We start from the raw sequence: 17351 nt of genomic DNA on the forward strand, positions 1-17351 counted from the left end.
ACAGGCTAAAACGACCACACACGGTTGAGGACGGCGCCGCTGACAATGCTGGCCAGAAACACGTTCACCATCTGGAAATAACCTGCAACAACAGCCATCATGCCGACATCGCGCAAAAACCAAGAAGAAAATTAAAAGATTTTGTTTAGAAGAGTTTTTTTTTATTTTCTTTTCTCTTAAGAAAACAAAACTGAGCAATACCATAGTGACCACAAACATAAAGGGCATCAATCCCATGTAAAGCACCGCTGTTGAAACGGCCCATACGGGCCAGAGGAGAGTTCTGGTTGCAGTTTTTAAAAACTCACTTTCTTTGATGACGGCGGCGATTGGAGGAGAGTTTTTGTAATAGAATTTTACAAATTTTTGCCCTAGTGAGAATTTATTTAAAACTTCATCTCTGAATTTTTTGAAAGTTTTTACTTTTGCGTTGAGTGGTGAGCCATAGGCTGCCGTAGAAATAAAGCAGTTTTGGTTGTCTTCGAGAAGTCCGTAAACTTCTCTTGGTTCTACGGAGTGTTGATCTACTACACAATTAGCACCAGCGAGATCTTTGAATACACCGATGTTTCCAGCTTCATCTTGAAAGCCGAACATAACAACGTATGTCTCTCCGTTTGTTAGGCCTTGATCAATTCTTCCATCGACAACTTCTTTGTTGTCGTCCAAGTCGATAATGTAGCTGTCGCTATCGTTATTCACGACATCTGGTGTTCCGCTCACAATTCCGCAGTTTGTTGGAGCAAAAAATCCTCTTAAGCCCGCGATAGGAGCAGCTCCTGGAGCTGAGAAATCTGCAACCGTAGAAAGCTCAGAGAGGTAAGCTTTTTCATCACCCGGATAAAGAGAATATTCTGCTACACCGGTGTTAATCGTGACGTTATTTGAAAGTGATAACCCAGAAATTTGAGGCATTCCGTATATGCCAATTTTGATATTAATAAAATCATCTGGAACTTCATCACCAGTGCTGTCTACGCCCAGTTTAAAAACTTTATTTGTTCCCATTACTGTATTGGGATAGATCAAGTTGAATCCACAAGCGGCATCACCAACAAGTTTTATACAAAAAGTACTCCACGGAATTGAAACCGTATAGTCTTGGCCTGCGACATAATTGCTAATGGTAGTAAATGAAACAGCTTGGTTGTCCGGGTCGACCATGACAACTTTTCCATTGGTATTATCCGATTTCATTCGAATTTCAAGGCGAGTCGTTGAGCAAACAGTTCTAAGATTGCAGGCTCCACGCGTTCCTAAGCGTTCGCAACTGTTAATTACTGTAAGATCGCTATTGCAAGCACCAACACCCGAAACCCCGGCCATAATATCAATGTTGGTACTACTTTCATTCTCATCAGGATCTAAATCCACTTCATTGGAAGCATTGTTGACAGCAGAAACTGTTACCGCCGCTTGAAGACTCAAACCTGATAAATGAACTAGTAAACCAATAAAAATAATAAAGAGTATTTTCATACTCAAATCAGATCATCGAGAGTTGAAATTGTCTATGCTTTTTAGGGAAAAAAGTTCTATTCGTAATAATCGAGATCGTGAGGAGATTCGTTGATCTGTCTGCGCTTTACTGTTTGTGCTTTCCCGAATTTGAAAACGCCAAAGACAGCACCTAGTGCTGCGTAAGTTAAGAATACAACAAAGAGCATGATTTCTGGTTTCCAAGCTACAATGATTAAAATCATTACGCCTAAAACTAAATAATGAAAAGGCATTCTCTCTCTGAAATCCAAATCTTTAAAGCTTCTATATCTAAAAGTAGAAACCATAACGAAGGAAAGAAGGAACGTGATCGTGAGAAGTCCCCAATGACGATAGCCCTCGAGACCCAATTCATTAAAGGCAAGTACCGAGCTCGCAACAATACCGGCAGACATAGGGATTGGTAAACCTTGAAAGTCTTTGCTCTCTACGCTTCCAATTTGAGTATTGAATCTTGCGAGTCTTAAAGCCCCGCATGCCACAAAAAGGAAACTTGCAAGCCAACCCACTCTGCCGAAGGGTTGAAGGGCCCATAAGAACATAAGAATTGCGGGCGCCATTCCGAAACTGATCAAATCACAGAGAGAATCAAACTCTGCTCCAAACTTACTAGTAGCTCTTGTCATTCTTGCTACCCGACCGTCAAGCAAATCAAAAACAGCGGCGGCGACGATAGCATAAGAGGCGATGGTGAATTCTTGTTTGATAGAATGAATAACAGAGAAAAAACCGAAGAACATGTTTGTCGCAGTTAATAGATTTGGCAGAACGTAAATCGTTAAGCCTAATCTTTCGCGAATAGGGAGGTGAGGACGCTGGAATCTTTTTCTTCTAAATCTCATATGCTCCTACATTATGGAGAACTGTGCCCAAAGTAAACACGCACTGAGTATTGGGAATGTGAAATTATCATCAAGTCCAAAAACCGGCGTTAATTCTGAAATTGCGCCAATAAGACCAGCAACTAAGCTTGCTAAAATCAATCGCTCGGACATCAGACCGGTGCCTGAAAAATAAACAATGCTCACAAGTGCACAAGCGATAAAGCCTGCAATAGTTCCCTGAAGAGTTTTCTTGCCTACCAGAACATCTTTTCCGTACATAATCCCAAAAATACTTGAGATAGGATCACCAACCGCTAGCATCAAAAGAGATAGGGTTACGATTTCTTTCGGAAAGATCACGGCGATCGCCGTTACGCCAATCGTGAGGTAAGTCATTCCGGTGAGATTATTGACTTCGCTTTTGCGAACGAAAGATCCAAAAGTTGCTAATAATTTGTCGTTTAATTTTTTTGATTTAAGTCTAAAAAGATCAACACATACACAGAGTAAGGTGAAGCCCACAAATAGAATCAGCATTTCTTTGCGAGGCATAAAGTAATAGAGAGCTGCAATAGTGCCGGCCCCTAACATATGATAAATTCGCCTTGCTAGATGCAAATCCGATCGTACCTTCAATGTGGCTCCCTCAATAGATGTCTTCATAGGCATATAAAGCCAATCATAACCTTGATAAAATGCCGTAATCAATACAAAAGGCGCCAGCTTTTTTTGAATAAAAGACACCCGTTGGCATTTTTTGGCATTTTGCTCAGATAGTCCTTTTACATTAATAATAATATTAAGTAATATTGAATACTTAGATCGTTGGCGCGAGGTCTAAAATTTGCATATTTAAACAGTATGAGAGTGTATTTGGTGTTCAATCTTTTTATAGCTTTGGTTCTGCTGTCTTCAGAGGCAGTTCAGGCTGTTGCGCATTCTTGGAGAGAAGAGGATTCGAGACCAGGTTACACCGAAGATTTAAAACCTGAAAATGATGAAGTGGGCGAGATCCTTTATGCTGTGGATAGCCCTTACAAAAACGAAGTTCACTACAACGATAGGATTTTTGATCCCACTCTCAAAAAAGACGTTACTCAGCGCTACCGAGAAAAATTTGGTAGAACGGAAGCCGAAATCATTCAGTCGCGAACACCGTATTTGAACAGTAATTTTTCCGAAGGTGCTTCGATCACTTTCAATGAGCAAGAATATCAAGCCCAACAAAAATCATTCGGCAATTATGTTGCTAAAAGAGTGGTCGAATATCATTTTGAAAAAGAAGCCAAAGACAGTCCGAGTTTGCGTGGAGTTTACGAAGCAAAACAAACTGTGGAAAACGCAAGTGCGTCGGTAGGCCAATTTAAAGTCCGAGCGAGATATAGAATTGCTTCAAACAGTATTCTCGCTTACATCAAAAATCCCTACGTGAATCTTGAAGGCCGTTTTGAAATGAGCGGAGAAAAGGAAACCGTACTTTCTGTTTCTAGAGATTTAGGTGCAGGTTATTCACTTCTAACAGATTATTATTTTGTAAATACGAGATGGGATTGGATCGGTAGAAAAACTATTACTCCGGCGCTCTCTGTTTCGTTGACGTATTCTCCTTACAGAGACATGTGGGTTACGCAAGGTGTTCGTGGGGTTGAAATCTCAGAGCGCTTAATCATTGGCGGTCTCGGATATGTTTTTTAGTCTTGGCTTTAATCTCTTTGTCTCCTTCTGATACAAAACAATATCTAAAATATTAAAAAAACAAAACTGGTCTACTTTGCGTCAATAATTTGACCGAATTCTTCACTAGTGAAATTGCACAAAAAGTTTTTTAAAATTCATATGATTTTGTTTTTTGCTTTTGGGTTCATAGCGTTTATGGGTCTTTATGAGACAACTCCTATGCAATTGATCGAATCACAAATCACGGGTCGCGCTCCTGCGAGTGTAGCAGCATCCGTAGCTATGAAGTCGACAGAGGTACTCAAGATCGATTGCGCGAACTTCAATCAAGAAGTAAAGATACCAGCTCATCAAGTGCGTCTTGAAGGCTATCTGTGCGATAAATTACCAAATCAAAAAGAAATTTCCATTCGCAATGAAACCACTGGAAAAACAGCCACGTTATTCAACAAAGGCAAATCCGAGTACATGACAGATTTCATCCAATTGAAAGACGGCAAAAATCAAATTACCCTGAGTTATGTATCAAAGAATCAACAAGTAAAAAAAGTCGATCTCACCATCCTCAAATAAAAAAAGTGCCCCGCACCTTTGTGTGTCGCAGCTGTGTTATTTGTGGAATCTGGGTTGGTGAGTGAAGTGAGTTTACTTCGTGGATTCTTTTACGAAGCGGGAGAAGTAGTATCTGCCGAGATATTCTAGATTTACCGGTTGTTCTTGGTAGGTCCAGATCACTTCGTTGAAGGCGCCAAGTCTTGCTTCGATGGAATCTTCTTGGCCCATGCTGTCCAAGGCTTCCACTTGTGAAGTTAACATATCTGCACCGTGATAATGGATTTTTGCAGTGATTACGCCAGGACGTCTTAATGAGAAAAATAATTTAAAGCCATTTCTGAAAAGCATAAAATCTGCTTTTGTTTTTGAAATGCCATAAATCTTAACGCCACCAACGGTTGCGCCCCTCATTTTGTTGTAAACGGCAGTGTGATCGATAAAAAGGTCTTTGAGTCTGTTGAGAAACAGGATGGATTCGCCTTCAAGATTTTTGTCTTGATCAAAAGTTGGCGAAACATCGATGATCCCGCTCTCTTCCATCTTTTGTTCGGCTTCAACTAATTCTTTAATCCATTCCATAAATTCCCCCTCAAAAACACTTCAGGTCAGCCACTTTAGGCAGTTTCAGTATAGCCCAATTATGACTTTGATAGTCAATACCTAAAATGTCCTGACATATACGGGACTAAAAGACTTGAGGGGCTTGGATAGTGAAGTAAATGTTAAAACCGCCTTCAGCGTCCTCATCAAAACCATAGGCTCCCACAACTTTAAAGGTGATGGGGGCATGGTAGAAAATTGTGGTGTCTATTTTAAATTCAGCACCCGCAGCCGTAAAATATTTCCCTAATTCTGCTCTTGAGTAAGAATCGTCTTCATTAAAGTAAATGCCTTTGAGGGTAAGTGTTTCGGCAAAAATGCTCGCATGAAATCTTTTGATGAAATATGGCGCAGGGCTGTCGGGTCCCTTCCATTTTTGTGAAAGCGGGAAGCGATATTCCACGGTTCCTGAAACCATGGTGAATCCCATGAATTGTCCTGGTGGATAGCCGCGAGTGACAAAGCCTTCGTTATCGGGGCCAAGAGTGTACTCTGCTTGAGAGCTTGTTGTTCCCAAAAGTAGGCTTCGATTTGCTTCGGTGTAAACGGTTTGGGCAGAGAGCGCGAGTACGTGGCGCTCCGGTAACCACTTGGTGTGAAAGTGCTGAAGCTTCACAAATGTTTCATCATAATTTGTCTTTGTGGAATTTTCGAAATATTTTGTGTACGTCGCTTTTGCGGATTGGCCCGAAGAAGAAATATCTAAAAGTTTTTTATCCATATTGTCGTAGGCAATTCCTGCGCTTGGACCATCGAAATAGTGATCCACTTTCTTGGCTGGAGTCGTAACGTACGAGAAGAGATTTGATTTTAGATATTCATAACCTAGTTTTGCTTTCCAATCATTGCTGAGACCTGGAATATAAAACCAATGAGAAACCCCTACTTTCTGATCATGCGTAGTTTCTTGTAAGCTGTTGTGCCAATCGTAATCATCATAGGCAAAGAGAATTGTTTTTCCGATAGAATTATCCCAAAGATATTGGAAAGAGGTGCTGAATTTTTCGGATTTAGAGTGGTAACTGCCATCCAAGAGATAAGAGTGAAATCCCGTAGGATCTGATCCCGGAAGTGAAATAGAGGTGGTCGTGCCATCTTCGGCCACGGTGATCCACGGAATCCAGAATTGCGGAAACATATATGGAAGTGCGTGATAAGTTTTGGCTTCAGGATTTAACTTTGGTGCTTCGACTATTTTTTCCGGATAATTAGCGGCAATGGGGTGAGTTACAGAAGGAAGAATTATTGCTTGTTTCGCAAGCGGCGCTTCTTTGATCTGCGGTCCATCACTGGTCAACTCACTGTAAATGATTTTATTGGCTTTTGTATCAATAGTTCCGTTCACGGTTTTTGTAAGAGTATTTGTCAGGGCGCGGATGGAAGTCAGGTCACTGTTGACGGAATACAAATTTTCTACGCCACTTTTGTTGGATGAAAACACAATTCCCTGCGAAGTGGAAACTGGGTATTTGCTCGGAAAATCCAAAATGCGTGTGATTTGTTTTGTTTCCATATTTAAAATATGCAAACGATCAATTCCTTTAGAATTTTTTTGCGCAAAAACCAATTCTTTTTCAGAGATAAAGCTTGGTCTTGAGACACGGTCATAGCTTTCAGGTGAATACAATAACGCTTCGTTTTTTCCTTCACCATCGACGGTATAAAGAGCGGTTTTTCCTTGGCTTGATTTGACAAAGGCAATCAAGTTCCCATTGGGAGAGACGGCAGGCTCTCTCGCTCTTAGGCCCTTGGTTATCTTTTTGGATTTCTTTTCAACCAAATCATAAGTGTAGAGATCATAATAATGATTGGTGCGATCAAAAGTATCTACGGAATCAAAAACTATTTTTTGGGAACTCGGAAACCAAGTCGCCCTTTGAATTTCGCTTTTTTCTAAGTTTGGAAGCGGAACATGATTGTCGGTATCCTTAGGAGTTAAAGCTTCCGCCGGAACCCATTGTTCGCCTAAGCGTTTAAAAACGTAAAGTACAGAGTCGCCATCTTTATTGTCAGACACAAAGAGAAGCTTTTCGCCGTCAGGAGAAATTTCGGGAGAATGATTGAAAACTCCTTCTTTGGTGAGAATGAGATTTCCCTTTGTAGTTTCTTGTTCTTGGATTTTTGAAATTTGTTTTTGCGCCAGATCACCATATTTTTTGTAAACATCTTTTAAAAAATCTTGGTATGTTTTGCCGAATTCATCCACCATAGGTTGCGTAATTACCCAGGGAAAACGTCTCGCGTATCTTTCGTTGAATGTGCGAACAATCGAAATGGATTTGGATTGAATGAACTCGTGCCATACAAGCGCGCCATAGAAATACGGACGCTGTCCTCGCGGCCAATCTGGAGTCGAAACTTCGTTGATGGCCGAAAGATTATCTTTGCCCCATTTTGAATCCAAATAGAGTGAGCGAATCATGGCATCGTAGTCGGTAGATTTGAGTCTTCCGAATTCATTGAATCGACTTTCCATCTCAACTGCGAGACCTTCGAGGTACCATCTTGGTAAAAACATGTTAGGCCTAATGACAGAACCAAAAATAAAACGAAGAGGTTTGGCAACGCCTCTTGCGGGTTCCATGTTTAAGATGTGAGCATATTCATGCAAAAAAACATCTCTTGGCCAAGAACTGTAGTGATCAATGGAAGCGAGTGGAGTGGGCTGACTTACGTACACGTTCACATTGGGTCTCGGAACTCCAATTGCAGATCCATTCGAAACATCGTAGGTGTCATCGAGCACCACCGTGGTTTTCTTAGGAGAAATGCCAAACACATCCACTAGGATTTGGTGTGAGCGCTCCGCTTCTTCTAAATAAATTTTAGCTAACTCGTAACTCTTCGCATCATATATGATGTCGAAATTTTCAGAGGAGATTTTGTTTAGCTTCACTCTTGGATCAAGTGCTAAAGTTTGCACACAAATAAGCAACGCACTCGAGAATAAAAATAATTTTAAAATTTGAAGTTTCATAAGTTTGACATTCGCTCCTACCTGACTAGAATATTGAGAATGTAAACCTGGAGGCAACACATATGTTTCAATACAAACAAAAATCGTACGGCATAAAATCAATCGGTATCACACTAGCAATAGCAGCTTTAGTAATTTCTTGTTCAAGCAAAAAGAAAAGTGAAGGAGAAGCAAGCGCTGATGGCTCTGGAGCTCCAGACATTTCTTCTTCAAACATGAATTTTGATCCTGTTGGTAGTGACAGTGGAACAATTTCTGGATTGTTCACAATCAACTTTCCTTACGATCAAGCAATTCTTGATGAGACAAACAAACAAAAATTAAATTCCAATGCAGAGTGGATCAAAGCAAAAGGCAATACTGCTGTTGTGCAAATCGAAGGTCACTGTGATTCTAGAGGTTCAGTGGAATACAATTTAGCTCTTGGAGAAAGACGCGCAAAAGCAGTGAAGTCTTACTTGGTAAGCCTCGGCGTTAGTGGCGATAAATTAAGAGTTGTTAGTTATGGTGAGGAAAAACCTTTAGCACAAGGTGAGACAGAAGAAGCTTACGGTCAAAATAGACGCGCAAACTTTGTTCCGCTCCCAAACTAAGCTAATTTAATCCAATGAAGTTTGTGCAAGGGACATTGTCAGTATTCTTGATCAGTCTAATGGTAGGATGTGCGGTCAATCCTCCAGTTCAAGAATTCACACTTGCACGAACAGCTCTTACAGCCGCTCAATCGTCTGGAGCTAGCAAATACGCTCCAGGTCTCTGGTTCAAAGCAGAAGAAAATTACAGACAAGGTGAAAACGCTTTTAAAAAAGGCAATTTTGAAGTAGCTAAACAGTACTTTGCGGAGTCGCAAGATTTCTCTGAACGTGCCGAGAACAAAGCACGTTACGATAAAAGAAAATTGGGTGAGGACATACCATGAAAAAAGGAACCATGACAAAATTAATGATCGGCTTATTGATTCTACAAGCAGTAGGTTGCGTGGGTTTGAGAACTAGAGAAGAAGTGAACGAAATGGAAACTTCTAAGCAAGCTCAAGGTCAAGTGAGCCAACTTCAAAAACAAAAAGCTGAGGCCGATAACAAAGTTATGGTACTTCAAGATGAATTGAGACAATTGAATGGTCGTCTTGATATGCTGGAAAGAAAATCTGTAGATCAGGGTGCTGCTGGAAATGGTCCTTCCAATACTGATGTGATTGAACAAATGAAAATCTTCGAACAACAAAATGCTTCAATGAGAACAAAGATCGAAGAACTCGAAGGCAAACTGGCAAATGCACAGAAAGCACAAACAACGGCAGCTGTAGCAGCGGTTGAAAAATCAACTCCATCAAAAGAAAAAGACAAAGATTCTTATGATTCCGCAGAAGATCTTTTCAGCAAAAAAGAATGGAAGTCTGCAATCTTGAGTTACCAGGCCTACAGAGATGCAAATCCAAAAGGTAAAAATTATTCCGATGCAACTTATAAAATTGGTGTTAGCTTTCAAGAATTAAAAATGAAAGACGAAGCTAAAGTGTTCTTTGAAGAAGTGTTGCAAAAATTTCCAAAGTCTCCCGCAGCAAGAAAAGCAAAATTCAGACTCGGACAACTTAAATAATGATAGCGCTCTCTTTGGAGAGTGCTGAGGACAGTCGTCGTGCGATTCAAATACGTTCTTGGCATTGAAACCAGCTGTGATGATACATCTTGTGCAGTAGTGGATGAAAATGGTTTTGTGAAGGCAATGCTTTCGGCAAATCAGGATTCTGTGCACCGTCCATTTGGTGGAATTGTTCCCGAGATCGCAAGTCGTAATCACACTATGACGCTTTTGCCTCTGGTGGATCAGGTTCTAAAAAAAGCAAACCTTGCAATTAATGATATCGATGGAATTGCGGCGACGAATCGTCCAGGCCTTTTGGGATCATTGTTGGTCGGCATGGTGACAGCCAAAACTCTATCCCTGGCTTTAGATAAACCCTGGATTGGCGTTCATCACATTGAAGGTCACTTGATGGCGCCTTTTTTGAATGATGAAACTTACAAAGCTCCTACAAACTGGGAGTTTCCTTTTTTATCTCTGGTGGTGAGTGGCGGACATACGTCTTTATTTAAAGTTTTAAGTTTCGGAAAGTATGAGCTTCTGGGTGCGACTACGGATGATGCTGCCGGTGAAGCTTTTGATAAGTTCGCAAAAATGGCAGGTCTGGGTTATCCTGGAGGAGTGCAGGTAGATAATCTGGCAAAGAATGGAGAAAAAAATTTCCATGCTTTTCCAAGAGCGCTACTCAAAGAAGACAATTACGATTTTAGTTTTTCGGGTTTAAAAGCATCAGCACAAAGATTGCTGGCTGATATGAAGCCGGAAGATCTTAAGAAAAACATGGAAAATCTTTGCGCTTCTTATCAAGAAGCCATTGTGGATGTACTGTTTGAAAAAACCATGAAGGCTGCTCGGGATCACAAAATAAAACATATTACAGTCACGGGTGGAGTTTCTGCAAATTCAAGACTGAGAGAAAAATTTCAGTCCCAAGAAAAAATTGTGGGATCAAAGATTATCGTTGCAATTCCACCGTTGAAGTTCTGCACGGACAATGCAGCGATGATTGGTCTTACGGGATTAAAATATTTAGAAAAAGGTTATACTTCTGACCTCAACACCGGCGTGTTTGCACGCGCCAGCATAGCCGCGGAGTAAAGGTATGGAAGATAAATCAGCGTTACAAACATTTTCAATGTCCACGGTTCTACAAAGATTAAGGGATCTGGGAATTCGTCCGAATAAAAAATTGGGACAGAATTTTTTAGTGAATGTGGATGTATGTAAAAAAATTGTGGATGCTGCGGTCAAAGACAATCCTTCAAAACTCATCGAAGTTGGGCCGGGATTGGGCGCATTGACAGAATTTCTATTGGATAATCCTGCGCCATTAACCTTAATTGAACTTGATAAAACTTTTGCCGAATACTGGCAAGAAAGACAAGTGAACGTGATTCATAAGGATGCTTTGCAGATTGATTGGGGATCTTTGGAAAATCCTCCTGGGACTTGTTTAGTGAGTAACCTTCCTTATCAAATTTCTTCTAGTATCGTGATTGATAGATGTGTTGAGCCTTACAACGTGAACCGCATGGTGTTGATGTTCCAAAAAGAAGTGGGACAAAGAATGACGGCAAGAAATAAAACAGAAGATTACAGTTTGCTTTCGGTAGTGGCGCAAACTTTCTGGAATATCACGGGATTGATGGACGTTGGGCCTAAAGATTTTTATCCTCCTCCACAAATCGCTAGTCGGGTACTAACTTTTGATCGCATCGAAGCGAATATTAAGGATCCTAAAAAATATTTAACGATGGTTAAAAAAGCGTTCGCTCAAAGACGTAAATTTATGGTTTCAAACCTTGGCCAGATATATTTGAAGGCCACTGTGATTGAATCTCTTGTAAAATTGGGCATAAAAGAGACGGTAAGAGCAGAGGATTTGACTGTGCAGCAGTTTATTGATCTTTACAGAATGTTGAATAACAATGAATCGAACCCTTAGGCTTTAAGGAATATGGCAAAAGAAGAAGAAAAAACTGGCATTAAAATCATTTCGGAAAATCGTAAGGCGTGGCACGACTATACGATCCTCGAAAAATTCGAGGCGGGGATGGTTTTGCTTGGGACCGAGATCAAGCCGGTGAAGGCGGGTCAGATTCAGTTGAAGGATTCTTACGTGGAATTTCTAAACGGGGAAATGTTTTTACTTCACGCGCACATCAGCACCTACAATGCTTCCAGCTACAACAATCACGCGCCTGAAAGAAAACGTAAACTCCTGATGAAAAAATCCGAGATCGAACGCCTCCACGCGAAAGTAAAAGAAAAAGGCCTAGGCATTATCCCATTGAAAGTATATTTAAAAAAAGGTTTCGTAAAAATTGAAATCGCCTTCGTCAAAGGCAAAAAAGCCCACGACAAACGCCAAGCCATTAAGAAGAAAGACGTCGACCGAGAGCTTTCGCAGACGAAGCGGAAGAATCGTTAATCCGATTACAAAATCTATTCAGGAAAATTTTCTTTTAGAATAAGCTTCAAAAATTTTATTTGTCGATTGGCTTCTGCAAGATTTTTTACGATTTGCTCAAGGCTCCTAGATTCTGAATTATACATTCTTAATATATTTAGCTTTTGCTCTATAGTAAATTGAGTAAAGTCGTAGGTACTCGGAAAATCCTTTTCTCGCTGTTCATGCTGCTGTTTTGTAGTCAGTAAGTTTTGCACGTTATTGCTATTGTTTCTTGAGCTCGGCGACAATATTCCTTCTCGTATTAGAATCTGCTCTATTTCTTCTGAAATTTTGAAAGCTCTTTTGATAGAAGACGCAATCTCAGAAATAGGTAATTTCGGACTAACCTTAGTTTTCTGATGATACTCGTTAATTAAGCTTTCAACTTTATTAACTAACTCAGCGGATAGCGGAGCCCAATCAACTCCGCCTAGTTTTAACATTTCTGCGGCCTTATCAAAGTCTTTTTCTGCAATTTTTAGATTGTGTACAATGTCCTCTTTAGAGACTCTGCTATTTTCAAAAAACAGAGAAGAGCATTCATTGGCTTTTAAATTCACTGAAATAAGTAGCGTAAAAAATATTAGCAATTTCATTAATGCCCTCACTGTAAAAGATAAGTAGATCAATGAAAGATTCATGCCATGCTATTCGACTTATATGCATTGTTAGCTAGTTATCAGAGAAATATTTTCATTAACTGATTAAATATCATACGCTTAAGAGATGAAAATAAAAAGACATCAGCGACACAGTGGCATGTTCTAAAGTCGAATGCGTGATATTAAAAATATCACAGTGATTTCAGTATGTTGTAAAAATAAAACCCCATGCTATATTATTTAAAAAGGAGTTGTATTATGTCAGAACAAAAACCTAGAATTGGCAAAAAAGGCGGCGCAAAAGAAATCGCTAAAAAACTTACTGAAATTCGCCGTAAACCAATCTCAAAAGAGATTTTCGATATCGTTACAGAAATTAGCGAGCGGAATAGAAAGAGCGATAATAAAAAAATCGCTAAATCTGAAGATGCGGAACTTTTTAGTTTTTGAAAAAGATCTTTATTTAAAATTAAAATAATTGTTTTTTATTAAATGTTCGGTGAAGGCGGAGTGAATCGTTCTGCGGCCGGACATTTTTCTTTCAAGCATCCAAATGTGATCGGAAAATTTACGTTCGGTGGGTCTGATGATTTTTACCGATGAAGAAAAATTAGAGCTATCTAAAACAAATTTAGGAACAATTCCAATGCCTACGCCTTCTCTTACCAGTGCTAAAACCATTTCCGCAGTTGAAGCATATGCGCGAATCGGAAGGTTGTGTGGACGCTTTTTAAAATGTAAAGCTAGCCAGTTGCGAATGGGTTGGTGATTTAAATAATATTCTATCATGGGAGCTTTTATAATTTCATCGAATGTCGGTTTTTCTGGAAGGCGGCCCTTAGAAGAAATTAGAACGAGTTCTTCTTTGTATACTGGTCGAGACTCAATAACTCTTGTCTGTACCGAGGGAAAAATTGAAAAACATAAATCAATACTGCCTTTTTCTAAAAGACGTTGGAGTTCGCTGGGAGTTTCGAAGGTCATTTTGACTTGAGCATAAGGATGCTTTTTTAGAAAAGCACTCAATATCGGGGCCAGTTGGGACTTGGCAAATTCAAGATAGGAGCCAATCTTTAAAACACCTTGGACTCGATCTTTTTCATTTTGTAGGTTCTGCACAGCTTGCGTGAAACCTTTGTGATAAGTTTGAAATTCGCGATGAAGACTTAACCCAGTTTCTGTAGGGACTAATTTTTTACCGATGCGATGAAAAAGTGGAAAGCCTAGAGAATGTTCAAGCACGGCGATCGTTTGACTGAGGGCCGAAGGAGTCACGTTCAGCACTTCGCTCGCTAAACGATAGTTACCAGAATCTATAATCTGGCAAAATACGGCAATTTTGTTGATATCTACATTATTAAGTTTCACTAAACGTTATGTTTAGGTAATTTAGATTTTCTAATCAATATAATTCTAATCAAATGGCTTTAAATCTTTCTTAAATCTCTAAACAGGAGGCCATTATGCATACTTTCGCTCTAGCACTTAAACCGCTTCATCTTCTCAATCACCCTTTCTATCAGGATTGGATGTCGGGCAAGCTGACGAACGAAACTCTTCAGGATTACGCGAGCCAATACTACTCTCACGTCAGTGCATTTCCCCGCTACATCAGCGCCATCCATTCCCAATGTGAAAATGAAGAAGATAGAAAAATTTTACTCGAAAATTTAAATGACGAAGAAGGAATCAATTACGGAACATCTCATCCCGAACTCTGGTTAAGATTTGGGGAAGGATTAGGAGCAAATCGTGAAGCGATGAAAACGGCCAATTCTAGAGCCGGCATTGAAAATGTCGTTGCTACATTTTTCAATCTGGCGAGATCGTCTTTCCACGAAGGACTGGGTACGCTTTACGCGTATGAATCGCAAGTTCCGGAAATTGCGGAATCTAAGATTCAAGGATTGAAAGCGCACTACCAAATCACTGATGCGCGAACGCTAGAGTTTTTTGAAGTTCATAAATCCGCCGATGTTTACCATCGTCAAACAATTGAAGGAATATTGGATCGATTACCGGAAAAAGAAAAGAAAGAGGCCTTGGTGGCAGCAGAACTGGCGGCGAAATCGCTTTGGAATTTCTTGACTGAAATTCATGAAAGACCAGCACATGTCTCTTTACAATGATTCCAAACCTAGAGTTTGCGCCTTAATAATTGAGGAATTGAAGTTTGCGGTGAAGCTTGGTTGCACAGCAGATGAAAGAGCGACCCCTCAAGAGGTGAGGGTTTCGATTGAATTGAGGTGTGAGGCTATTCCTCTTGGAGCGTTTTCCGATTCCATCGAAGATACGATTTGCTTTGCCAAGGTCAATGAAGTGCTGAAGGAATATATCGAAACCAGAGAGTTCAACTTGATCGAACGCATTGGTCTAGAGAGCTTTGGTCTTTTGCGCGAGCTTACAAAAAATCACCAGGTGCAAATTGGGGTGCGAGTCCACAAAGTTCAACCTCCGATTCCTAATTTAATTAAAGGTGCCCATTTTACTTGTGGAGATTTTATTTTATGAGATGTTTCATCGGTGTGGGTTCAAATTTAGGAGACCGCCAGCATCACCTCGAAAGAGCGGCGCAGTTTCTGAAAATGAAATCACCTGGGTTTTTTAAAGCATCGCCAGTTTATTCTTCGCCAGCGCTTGTTCCGGAAGGAGCGCCGGAGGCTTGGCGGAGTTCGTTTTTAAATGCGGTCTTTGAAATGGAATGGACTGACTCGCCGATGTCTTTGCTTGCGCTATTGAAGACCATCGAAAAAGATTTGGGTCGTGAGCCTGCTCCGCAATGGGCTCCCAGAATCATTGATTTGGATATTTTATTTTTTGGCGAAAATAAAATTCAGGAAGATAAGCTGACCATTCCTCATCCTGGAATTTGCCATCGATCCTTTGTGCTGGATCCATTAAAGCATTTAGCGCCATCCTTAAAACTTCCTGGTGGTACAGAATCTATTTTAACGAGATCAAGAAAGCTTCCGCAGAGTTCGCCATTGTGGATGGGAATTTTAAATCTCACTCCCGATTCCTTTTCGGATGGCGGAGAATATTTGAATCCTTCAGAATGGATTGAAAAAATCAAACTGTTCGAAAAGTCCTTAGTGGGCATGATAGATATCGGAGCTGAATCCACTCGTCCAGGAGCCAGCGCTATATCTGCCAAAGCAGAGTGGGAAAGATTAAAGCCAACACTCGAATTTTTAAAAGATCGCTATCGAACACGAATCTTGCACCCTAGAATCAGCATGGATACAAGAAACGCGGAGACCGCCGAGGCGGCGCTAGAACTGGGTGCAGATTGCATCAATGATGTCAGCGGTGCAGCTGATCCCAAAATGTATGAGTTACTACAGAGCAGTACGTGCGAATATGTTCTGATGCACAGTTTGTCCGTTCCCGCCGACCCCAAGCACACTTTGCCGCCAGAAGCCGATGTGATCTCTGAAATTAAGAACTGGGCCTATGAAAAATTAAATGAGCTCTCTCAAAAAAGAATTGCTCTAGATCGAGTAATTTTTGATCCAGGCTTGGGATTCGGAAAAACCGCGGAACAATCGCAAACCATAGTCAGAAGGATCGACGAATTTTTCGATTTACCGGTGCGTATTTTAGTGGGTCACTCGCGAAAATCATTTATTCAAAAATGGAGTGATCAGCCTGTCATAGACCGCGATTGGGAGAGCGTGGGAATCTCACTTCAGATGGCCGCGCGGGGAGTGGATATTTTGAGAGTGCACGATGCCCATCACCATATCCGCGCGCACGCTGCTTACCTGGAGAGTATGAAATGAAAAAGCTAAGTGTACAGCCAATCCAAACTTCTATTTTTAGAGAGGGTGATCTTGCAGAATTTATAATTCAATCTATTCCCAAATCCCTAGTACAAGAAGAAATGGTGTTGGCGATCACTTCAAAAATCGTCAGTGTTGCTGAGAATCGTTTTATTTCTCGAGATAAAATAAGCAAAGAGGATTTAGTCAAACAAGAAGCCGATGTGTTCCTCGGAGAAATTGGTTACGGTTGTTTTTTGACAATAAAAGATGGCCTCCTGATTCCTTCTGCGGGGATAGATGAATCCAACTCAGAGCAGGGAGATTATATTTTATATCCAGAAAATCCTTTTCAAAGTGCCGAAAAACTTTGGCTCAAACTGCGCGAGCGTTGGCAGATCTCAAAGCTTGGAATTGTGTTGACCGATTCCCACACAACTCCACTACGACGAGGCGTAACCGGAATTGCTTTATCGTATTGGGGATTCCAACCACTACGAAAGCTCATCGGCACAAAAGATCTTTTCGGACGCGAGCTACAAATGACAAACATGAACCTCGCCGATGGAATCGCCGCCTCCACCGTCCTGATGATGGGAGAAGGCTCCGAGTCTACACCACTAGCAATTGTCGAAGGTCTCGATCTGGAGTTCTGCGAGGTATCGAGCCTTGATGAGCTCTCAATACCTTTAGCAGAAGATTTGTATGGACCTATCTTGAGTCCATATATTTCAAAAATCTAAGGAAACTCAAAAATTACAAAAGTCATGACCTTGCTCCAAACGGTTTCAAAGAGTAATTAAATCCAATGTATTGGGT

Annotated in this window: 20 protein-coding genes; 13 read left to right on the top strand and 7 right to left on the bottom strand. The window is 40.6% G+C overall.

The window, feature by feature from the left end:
* The 3 genes from V4596_05355 to V4596_05365 all read right to left on the bottom strand — a co-directional run.
* Positions 1-1479, bottom strand: a 1479-nt coding sequence (locus V4596_05355; protein ID MES2768556.1) for a CFI-box-CTERM domain-containing protein, incomplete at its 3' end; no start/stop codon positions are given.
* Between the two features lie 56 nt (positions 1480-1535).
* Entirely contained in the window at positions 1536-2342 is an 807-nt protein-coding gene (pssA, locus tag V4596_05360) for a CDP-diacylglycerol--serine O-phosphatidyltransferase (GenBank protein MES2768557.1), read from the bottom strand.
* Positions 2343-2348: 6 nt separating this feature from the next.
* Positions 2349-3068 carry a hypothetical protein gene (locus tag V4596_05365; GenBank protein MES2768558.1) on the bottom strand — a complete coding sequence of 240 codons (720 nt, stop codon included), beginning with the start codon at positions 3066-3068 and terminating at the stop codon, positions 2349-2351.
* A gap of 117 nt (positions 3069-3185) precedes the next feature.
* Between V4596_05365 and V4596_05370 the strand changes: the two genes are divergently transcribed.
* Together V4596_05370 and V4596_05375 are read left to right on the top strand one after the other, a co-directional pair.
* Positions 3186-4019 carry a hypothetical protein gene (locus V4596_05370; GenBank protein ID MES2768559.1) on the top strand — a complete coding sequence of 278 codons (834 nt, stop codon included), beginning with the start codon at positions 3186-3188 and terminating at the stop codon, positions 4017-4019.
* Positions 4020-4160: 141 nt separating this feature from the next.
* On the top strand, positions 4161-4574 hold the full coding sequence (locus tag V4596_05375) for a hypothetical protein (GenBank protein MES2768560.1): 414 nt from the start codon (positions 4161-4163) through the stop codon (positions 4572-4574).
* A 72-nt stretch (positions 4575-4646) separates the two neighbouring features.
* Here the strand turns inward: V4596_05375 and V4596_05380 are convergent, their stop codons facing one another.
* On the bottom strand, positions 4647-5135 hold the full coding sequence (locus V4596_05380) for a hypothetical protein (protein MES2768561.1): 489 nt from the start codon (positions 5133-5135) through the stop codon (positions 4647-4649).
* Between the two features lie 106 nt (positions 5136-5241).
* Positions 5242-8133, bottom strand: coding sequence for an LpqB family beta-propeller domain-containing protein (locus V4596_05385; protein ID MES2768562.1), 2892 nt, complete (start codon positions 8131-8133; stop codon positions 5242-5244).
* Positions 8134-8195: 62 nt separating this feature from the next.
* On the opposite strand from V4596_05385, the gene V4596_05390 reads away from it, so the two are divergent.
* The 6 genes from V4596_05390 to smpB are packed head-to-tail and all read left to right on the top strand — an operon-like array spanning position 8196 to position 12148.
* On the top strand, positions 8196-8726 hold the full coding sequence (locus V4596_05390) for an OmpA family protein (GenBank protein MES2768563.1): 531 nt from the start codon (positions 8196-8198) through the stop codon (positions 8724-8726).
* Positions 8727-8740: 14 nt separating this feature from the next.
* Positions 8741-9052 (top strand): DUF4398 domain-containing protein, encoded by a 312-nt coding sequence (locus tag V4596_05395; protein MES2768564.1) that lies wholly within the window; start codon positions 8741-8743, stop codon positions 9050-9052.
* A complete protein-coding gene (locus V4596_05400; GenBank protein ID MES2768565.1) occupies positions 9049-9732 on the top strand; it encodes a tetratricopeptide repeat protein in 684 nt (227 codons plus the stop codon). The genes V4596_05395 and V4596_05400 overlap by 4 nt, the downstream gene beginning before the upstream one ends.
* A gap of 39 nt (positions 9733-9771) precedes the next feature.
* Entirely contained in the window at positions 9772-10815 is a 1044-nt protein-coding gene (gene tsaD, locus V4596_05405; GenBank protein MES2768566.1) for a tRNA (adenosine(37)-N6)-threonylcarbamoyltransferase complex transferase subunit TsaD, read from the top strand.
* Positions 10816-10819: 4 nt separating this feature from the next.
* Positions 10820-11662: a 16S rRNA (adenine(1518)-N(6)/adenine(1519)-N(6))-dimethyltransferase RsmA gene (rsmA, locus tag V4596_05410; protein MES2768567.1), complete on the top strand. Its 843-nt coding sequence runs from the start codon at positions 10820-10822 to the stop codon at positions 11660-11662.
* A 12-nt stretch (positions 11663-11674) separates the two neighbouring features.
* Positions 11675-12148: an SsrA-binding protein SmpB gene (gene smpB / locus V4596_05415; GenBank protein MES2768568.1), complete on the top strand. Its 474-nt coding sequence runs from the start codon at positions 11675-11677 to the stop codon at positions 12146-12148.
* Between the two features lie 14 nt (positions 12149-12162).
* On the opposite strand, the gene V4596_05420 is transcribed toward smpB, so the two are convergent.
* Entirely contained in the window at positions 12163-12765 is a 603-nt protein-coding gene (locus V4596_05420; protein MES2768569.1) for a hypothetical protein, read from the bottom strand.
* A 264-nt stretch (positions 12766-13029) separates the two neighbouring features.
* Here V4596_05420 and V4596_05425 point away from each other — a divergent pair, with 264 nt between their 5' ends.
* The gene (locus tag V4596_05425; protein ID MES2768570.1) at positions 13030-13221 is read left to right on the top strand and encodes a hypothetical protein; all 192 of its coding nucleotides are present in this window, start codon (positions 13030-13032) and stop codon (positions 13219-13221) included.
* A gap of 9 nt (positions 13222-13230) precedes the next feature.
* Here the strand turns inward: V4596_05425 and V4596_05430 are convergent, their stop codons facing one another.
* Complete coding sequence (locus V4596_05430; GenBank protein MES2768571.1) at positions 13231-14139, bottom strand: LysR family transcriptional regulator; 909 nt, start codon at positions 14137-14139, stop codon at positions 13231-13233.
* Positions 14140-14234: 95 nt separating this feature from the next.
* Here V4596_05430 and V4596_05435 point away from each other — a divergent pair, with 95 nt between their 5' ends.
* From V4596_05435 to V4596_05450, 4 genes are read left to right on the top strand one after another with little or no spacing between them, the layout of a single operon-like run.
* Entirely contained in the window at positions 14235-14900 is a 666-nt protein-coding gene (locus V4596_05435) for a CADD family putative folate metabolism protein (GenBank protein MES2768572.1), read from the top strand.
* Positions 14884-15282: a dihydroneopterin aldolase gene (locus tag V4596_05440; protein ID MES2768573.1), complete on the top strand. Its 399-nt coding sequence runs from the start codon at positions 14884-14886 to the stop codon at positions 15280-15282. The genes V4596_05435 and V4596_05440 overlap by 17 nt, the downstream gene beginning before the upstream one ends.
* On the top strand, positions 15279-16553 hold the full coding sequence (gene folP, locus V4596_05445) for a dihydropteroate synthase (protein MES2768574.1): 1275 nt from the start codon (positions 15279-15281) through the stop codon (positions 16551-16553). The genes V4596_05440 and folP overlap by 4 nt, the downstream gene beginning before the upstream one ends.
* Entirely contained in the window at positions 16550-17275 is a 726-nt protein-coding gene (locus tag V4596_05450) for a coenzyme F420-0:L-glutamate ligase (protein MES2768575.1), read from the top strand. Before folP ends, V4596_05450 begins: the two co-directional genes overlap by 4 nt.
* Positions 17276-17351: the final 76 nt, after the last annotated feature.

This window comes from Bdellovibrionota bacterium (assembly GCA_040386775.1).
In the GTDB taxonomy this organism is placed as follows: domain Bacteria; phylum Bdellovibrionota; class Bdellovibrionia; order Bdellovibrionales; family JAEYZS01; genus JAEYZS01.

What these genes read in the sequence shown, in the direction of transcription:
- pssA (MES2768557.1), bottom strand. Translation starts at nt 2,342, where the DNA reads ATGAGATTTAGAAGAAAAAGATTCCAGCGTCCTCACCTCCCTATTCGC.
- V4596_05370 (MES2768559.1), top strand. Translation starts at nt 3,186, where the DNA reads ATGAGAGTGTATTTGGTGTTCAATCTTTTTATAGCTTTGGTTCTGCTG.
- V4596_05375 (MES2768560.1), top strand. Translation starts at nt 4,161, where the DNA reads ATGATTTTGTTTTTTGCTTTTGGGTTCATAGCGTTTATGGGTCTTTAT.
- V4596_05380 (MES2768561.1), bottom strand. Translation starts at nt 5,135, where the DNA reads ATGGAATGGATTAAAGAATTAGTTGAAGCCGAACAAAAGATGGAAGAG.
- V4596_05385 (MES2768562.1), bottom strand. Translation starts at nt 8,133, where the DNA reads ATGAAACTTCAAATTTTAAAATTATTTTTATTCTCGAGTGCGTTGCTT.
- V4596_05390 (MES2768563.1), top strand. Translation starts at nt 8,196, where the DNA reads ATGTTTCAATACAAACAAAAATCGTACGGCATAAAATCAATCGGTATC.
- V4596_05395 (MES2768564.1), top strand. Translation starts at nt 8,741, where the DNA reads ATGAAGTTTGTGCAAGGGACATTGTCAGTATTCTTGATCAGTCTAATG.
- V4596_05400 (MES2768565.1), top strand. Translation starts at nt 9,049, where the DNA reads ATGAAAAAAGGAACCATGACAAAATTAATGATCGGCTTATTGATTCTA.
- rsmA (MES2768567.1), top strand. Translation starts at nt 10,820, where the DNA reads ATGGAAGATAAATCAGCGTTACAAACATTTTCAATGTCCACGGTTCTA.
- smpB (MES2768568.1), top strand. Translation starts at nt 11,675, where the DNA reads ATGGCAAAAGAAGAAGAAAAAACTGGCATTAAAATCATTTCGGAAAAT.
- V4596_05420 (MES2768569.1), bottom strand. Translation starts at nt 12,765, where the DNA reads ATGAAATTGCTAATATTTTTTACGCTACTTATTTCAGTGAATTTAAAA.
- V4596_05425 (MES2768570.1), top strand. Translation starts at nt 13,030, where the DNA reads ATGTCAGAACAAAAACCTAGAATTGGCAAAAAAGGCGGCGCAAAAGAA.
- V4596_05435 (MES2768572.1), top strand. Translation starts at nt 14,235, where the DNA reads ATGCATACTTTCGCTCTAGCACTTAAACCGCTTCATCTTCTCAATCAC.
- V4596_05440 (MES2768573.1), top strand. Translation starts at nt 14,884, where the DNA reads ATGTCTCTTTACAATGATTCCAAACCTAGAGTTTGCGCCTTAATAATT.
- folP (MES2768574.1), top strand. Translation starts at nt 15,279, where the DNA reads ATGAGATGTTTCATCGGTGTGGGTTCAAATTTAGGAGACCGCCAGCAT.
- V4596_05450 (MES2768575.1), top strand. Translation starts at nt 16,550, where the DNA reads ATGAAAAAGCTAAGTGTACAGCCAATCCAAACTTCTATTTTTAGAGAG.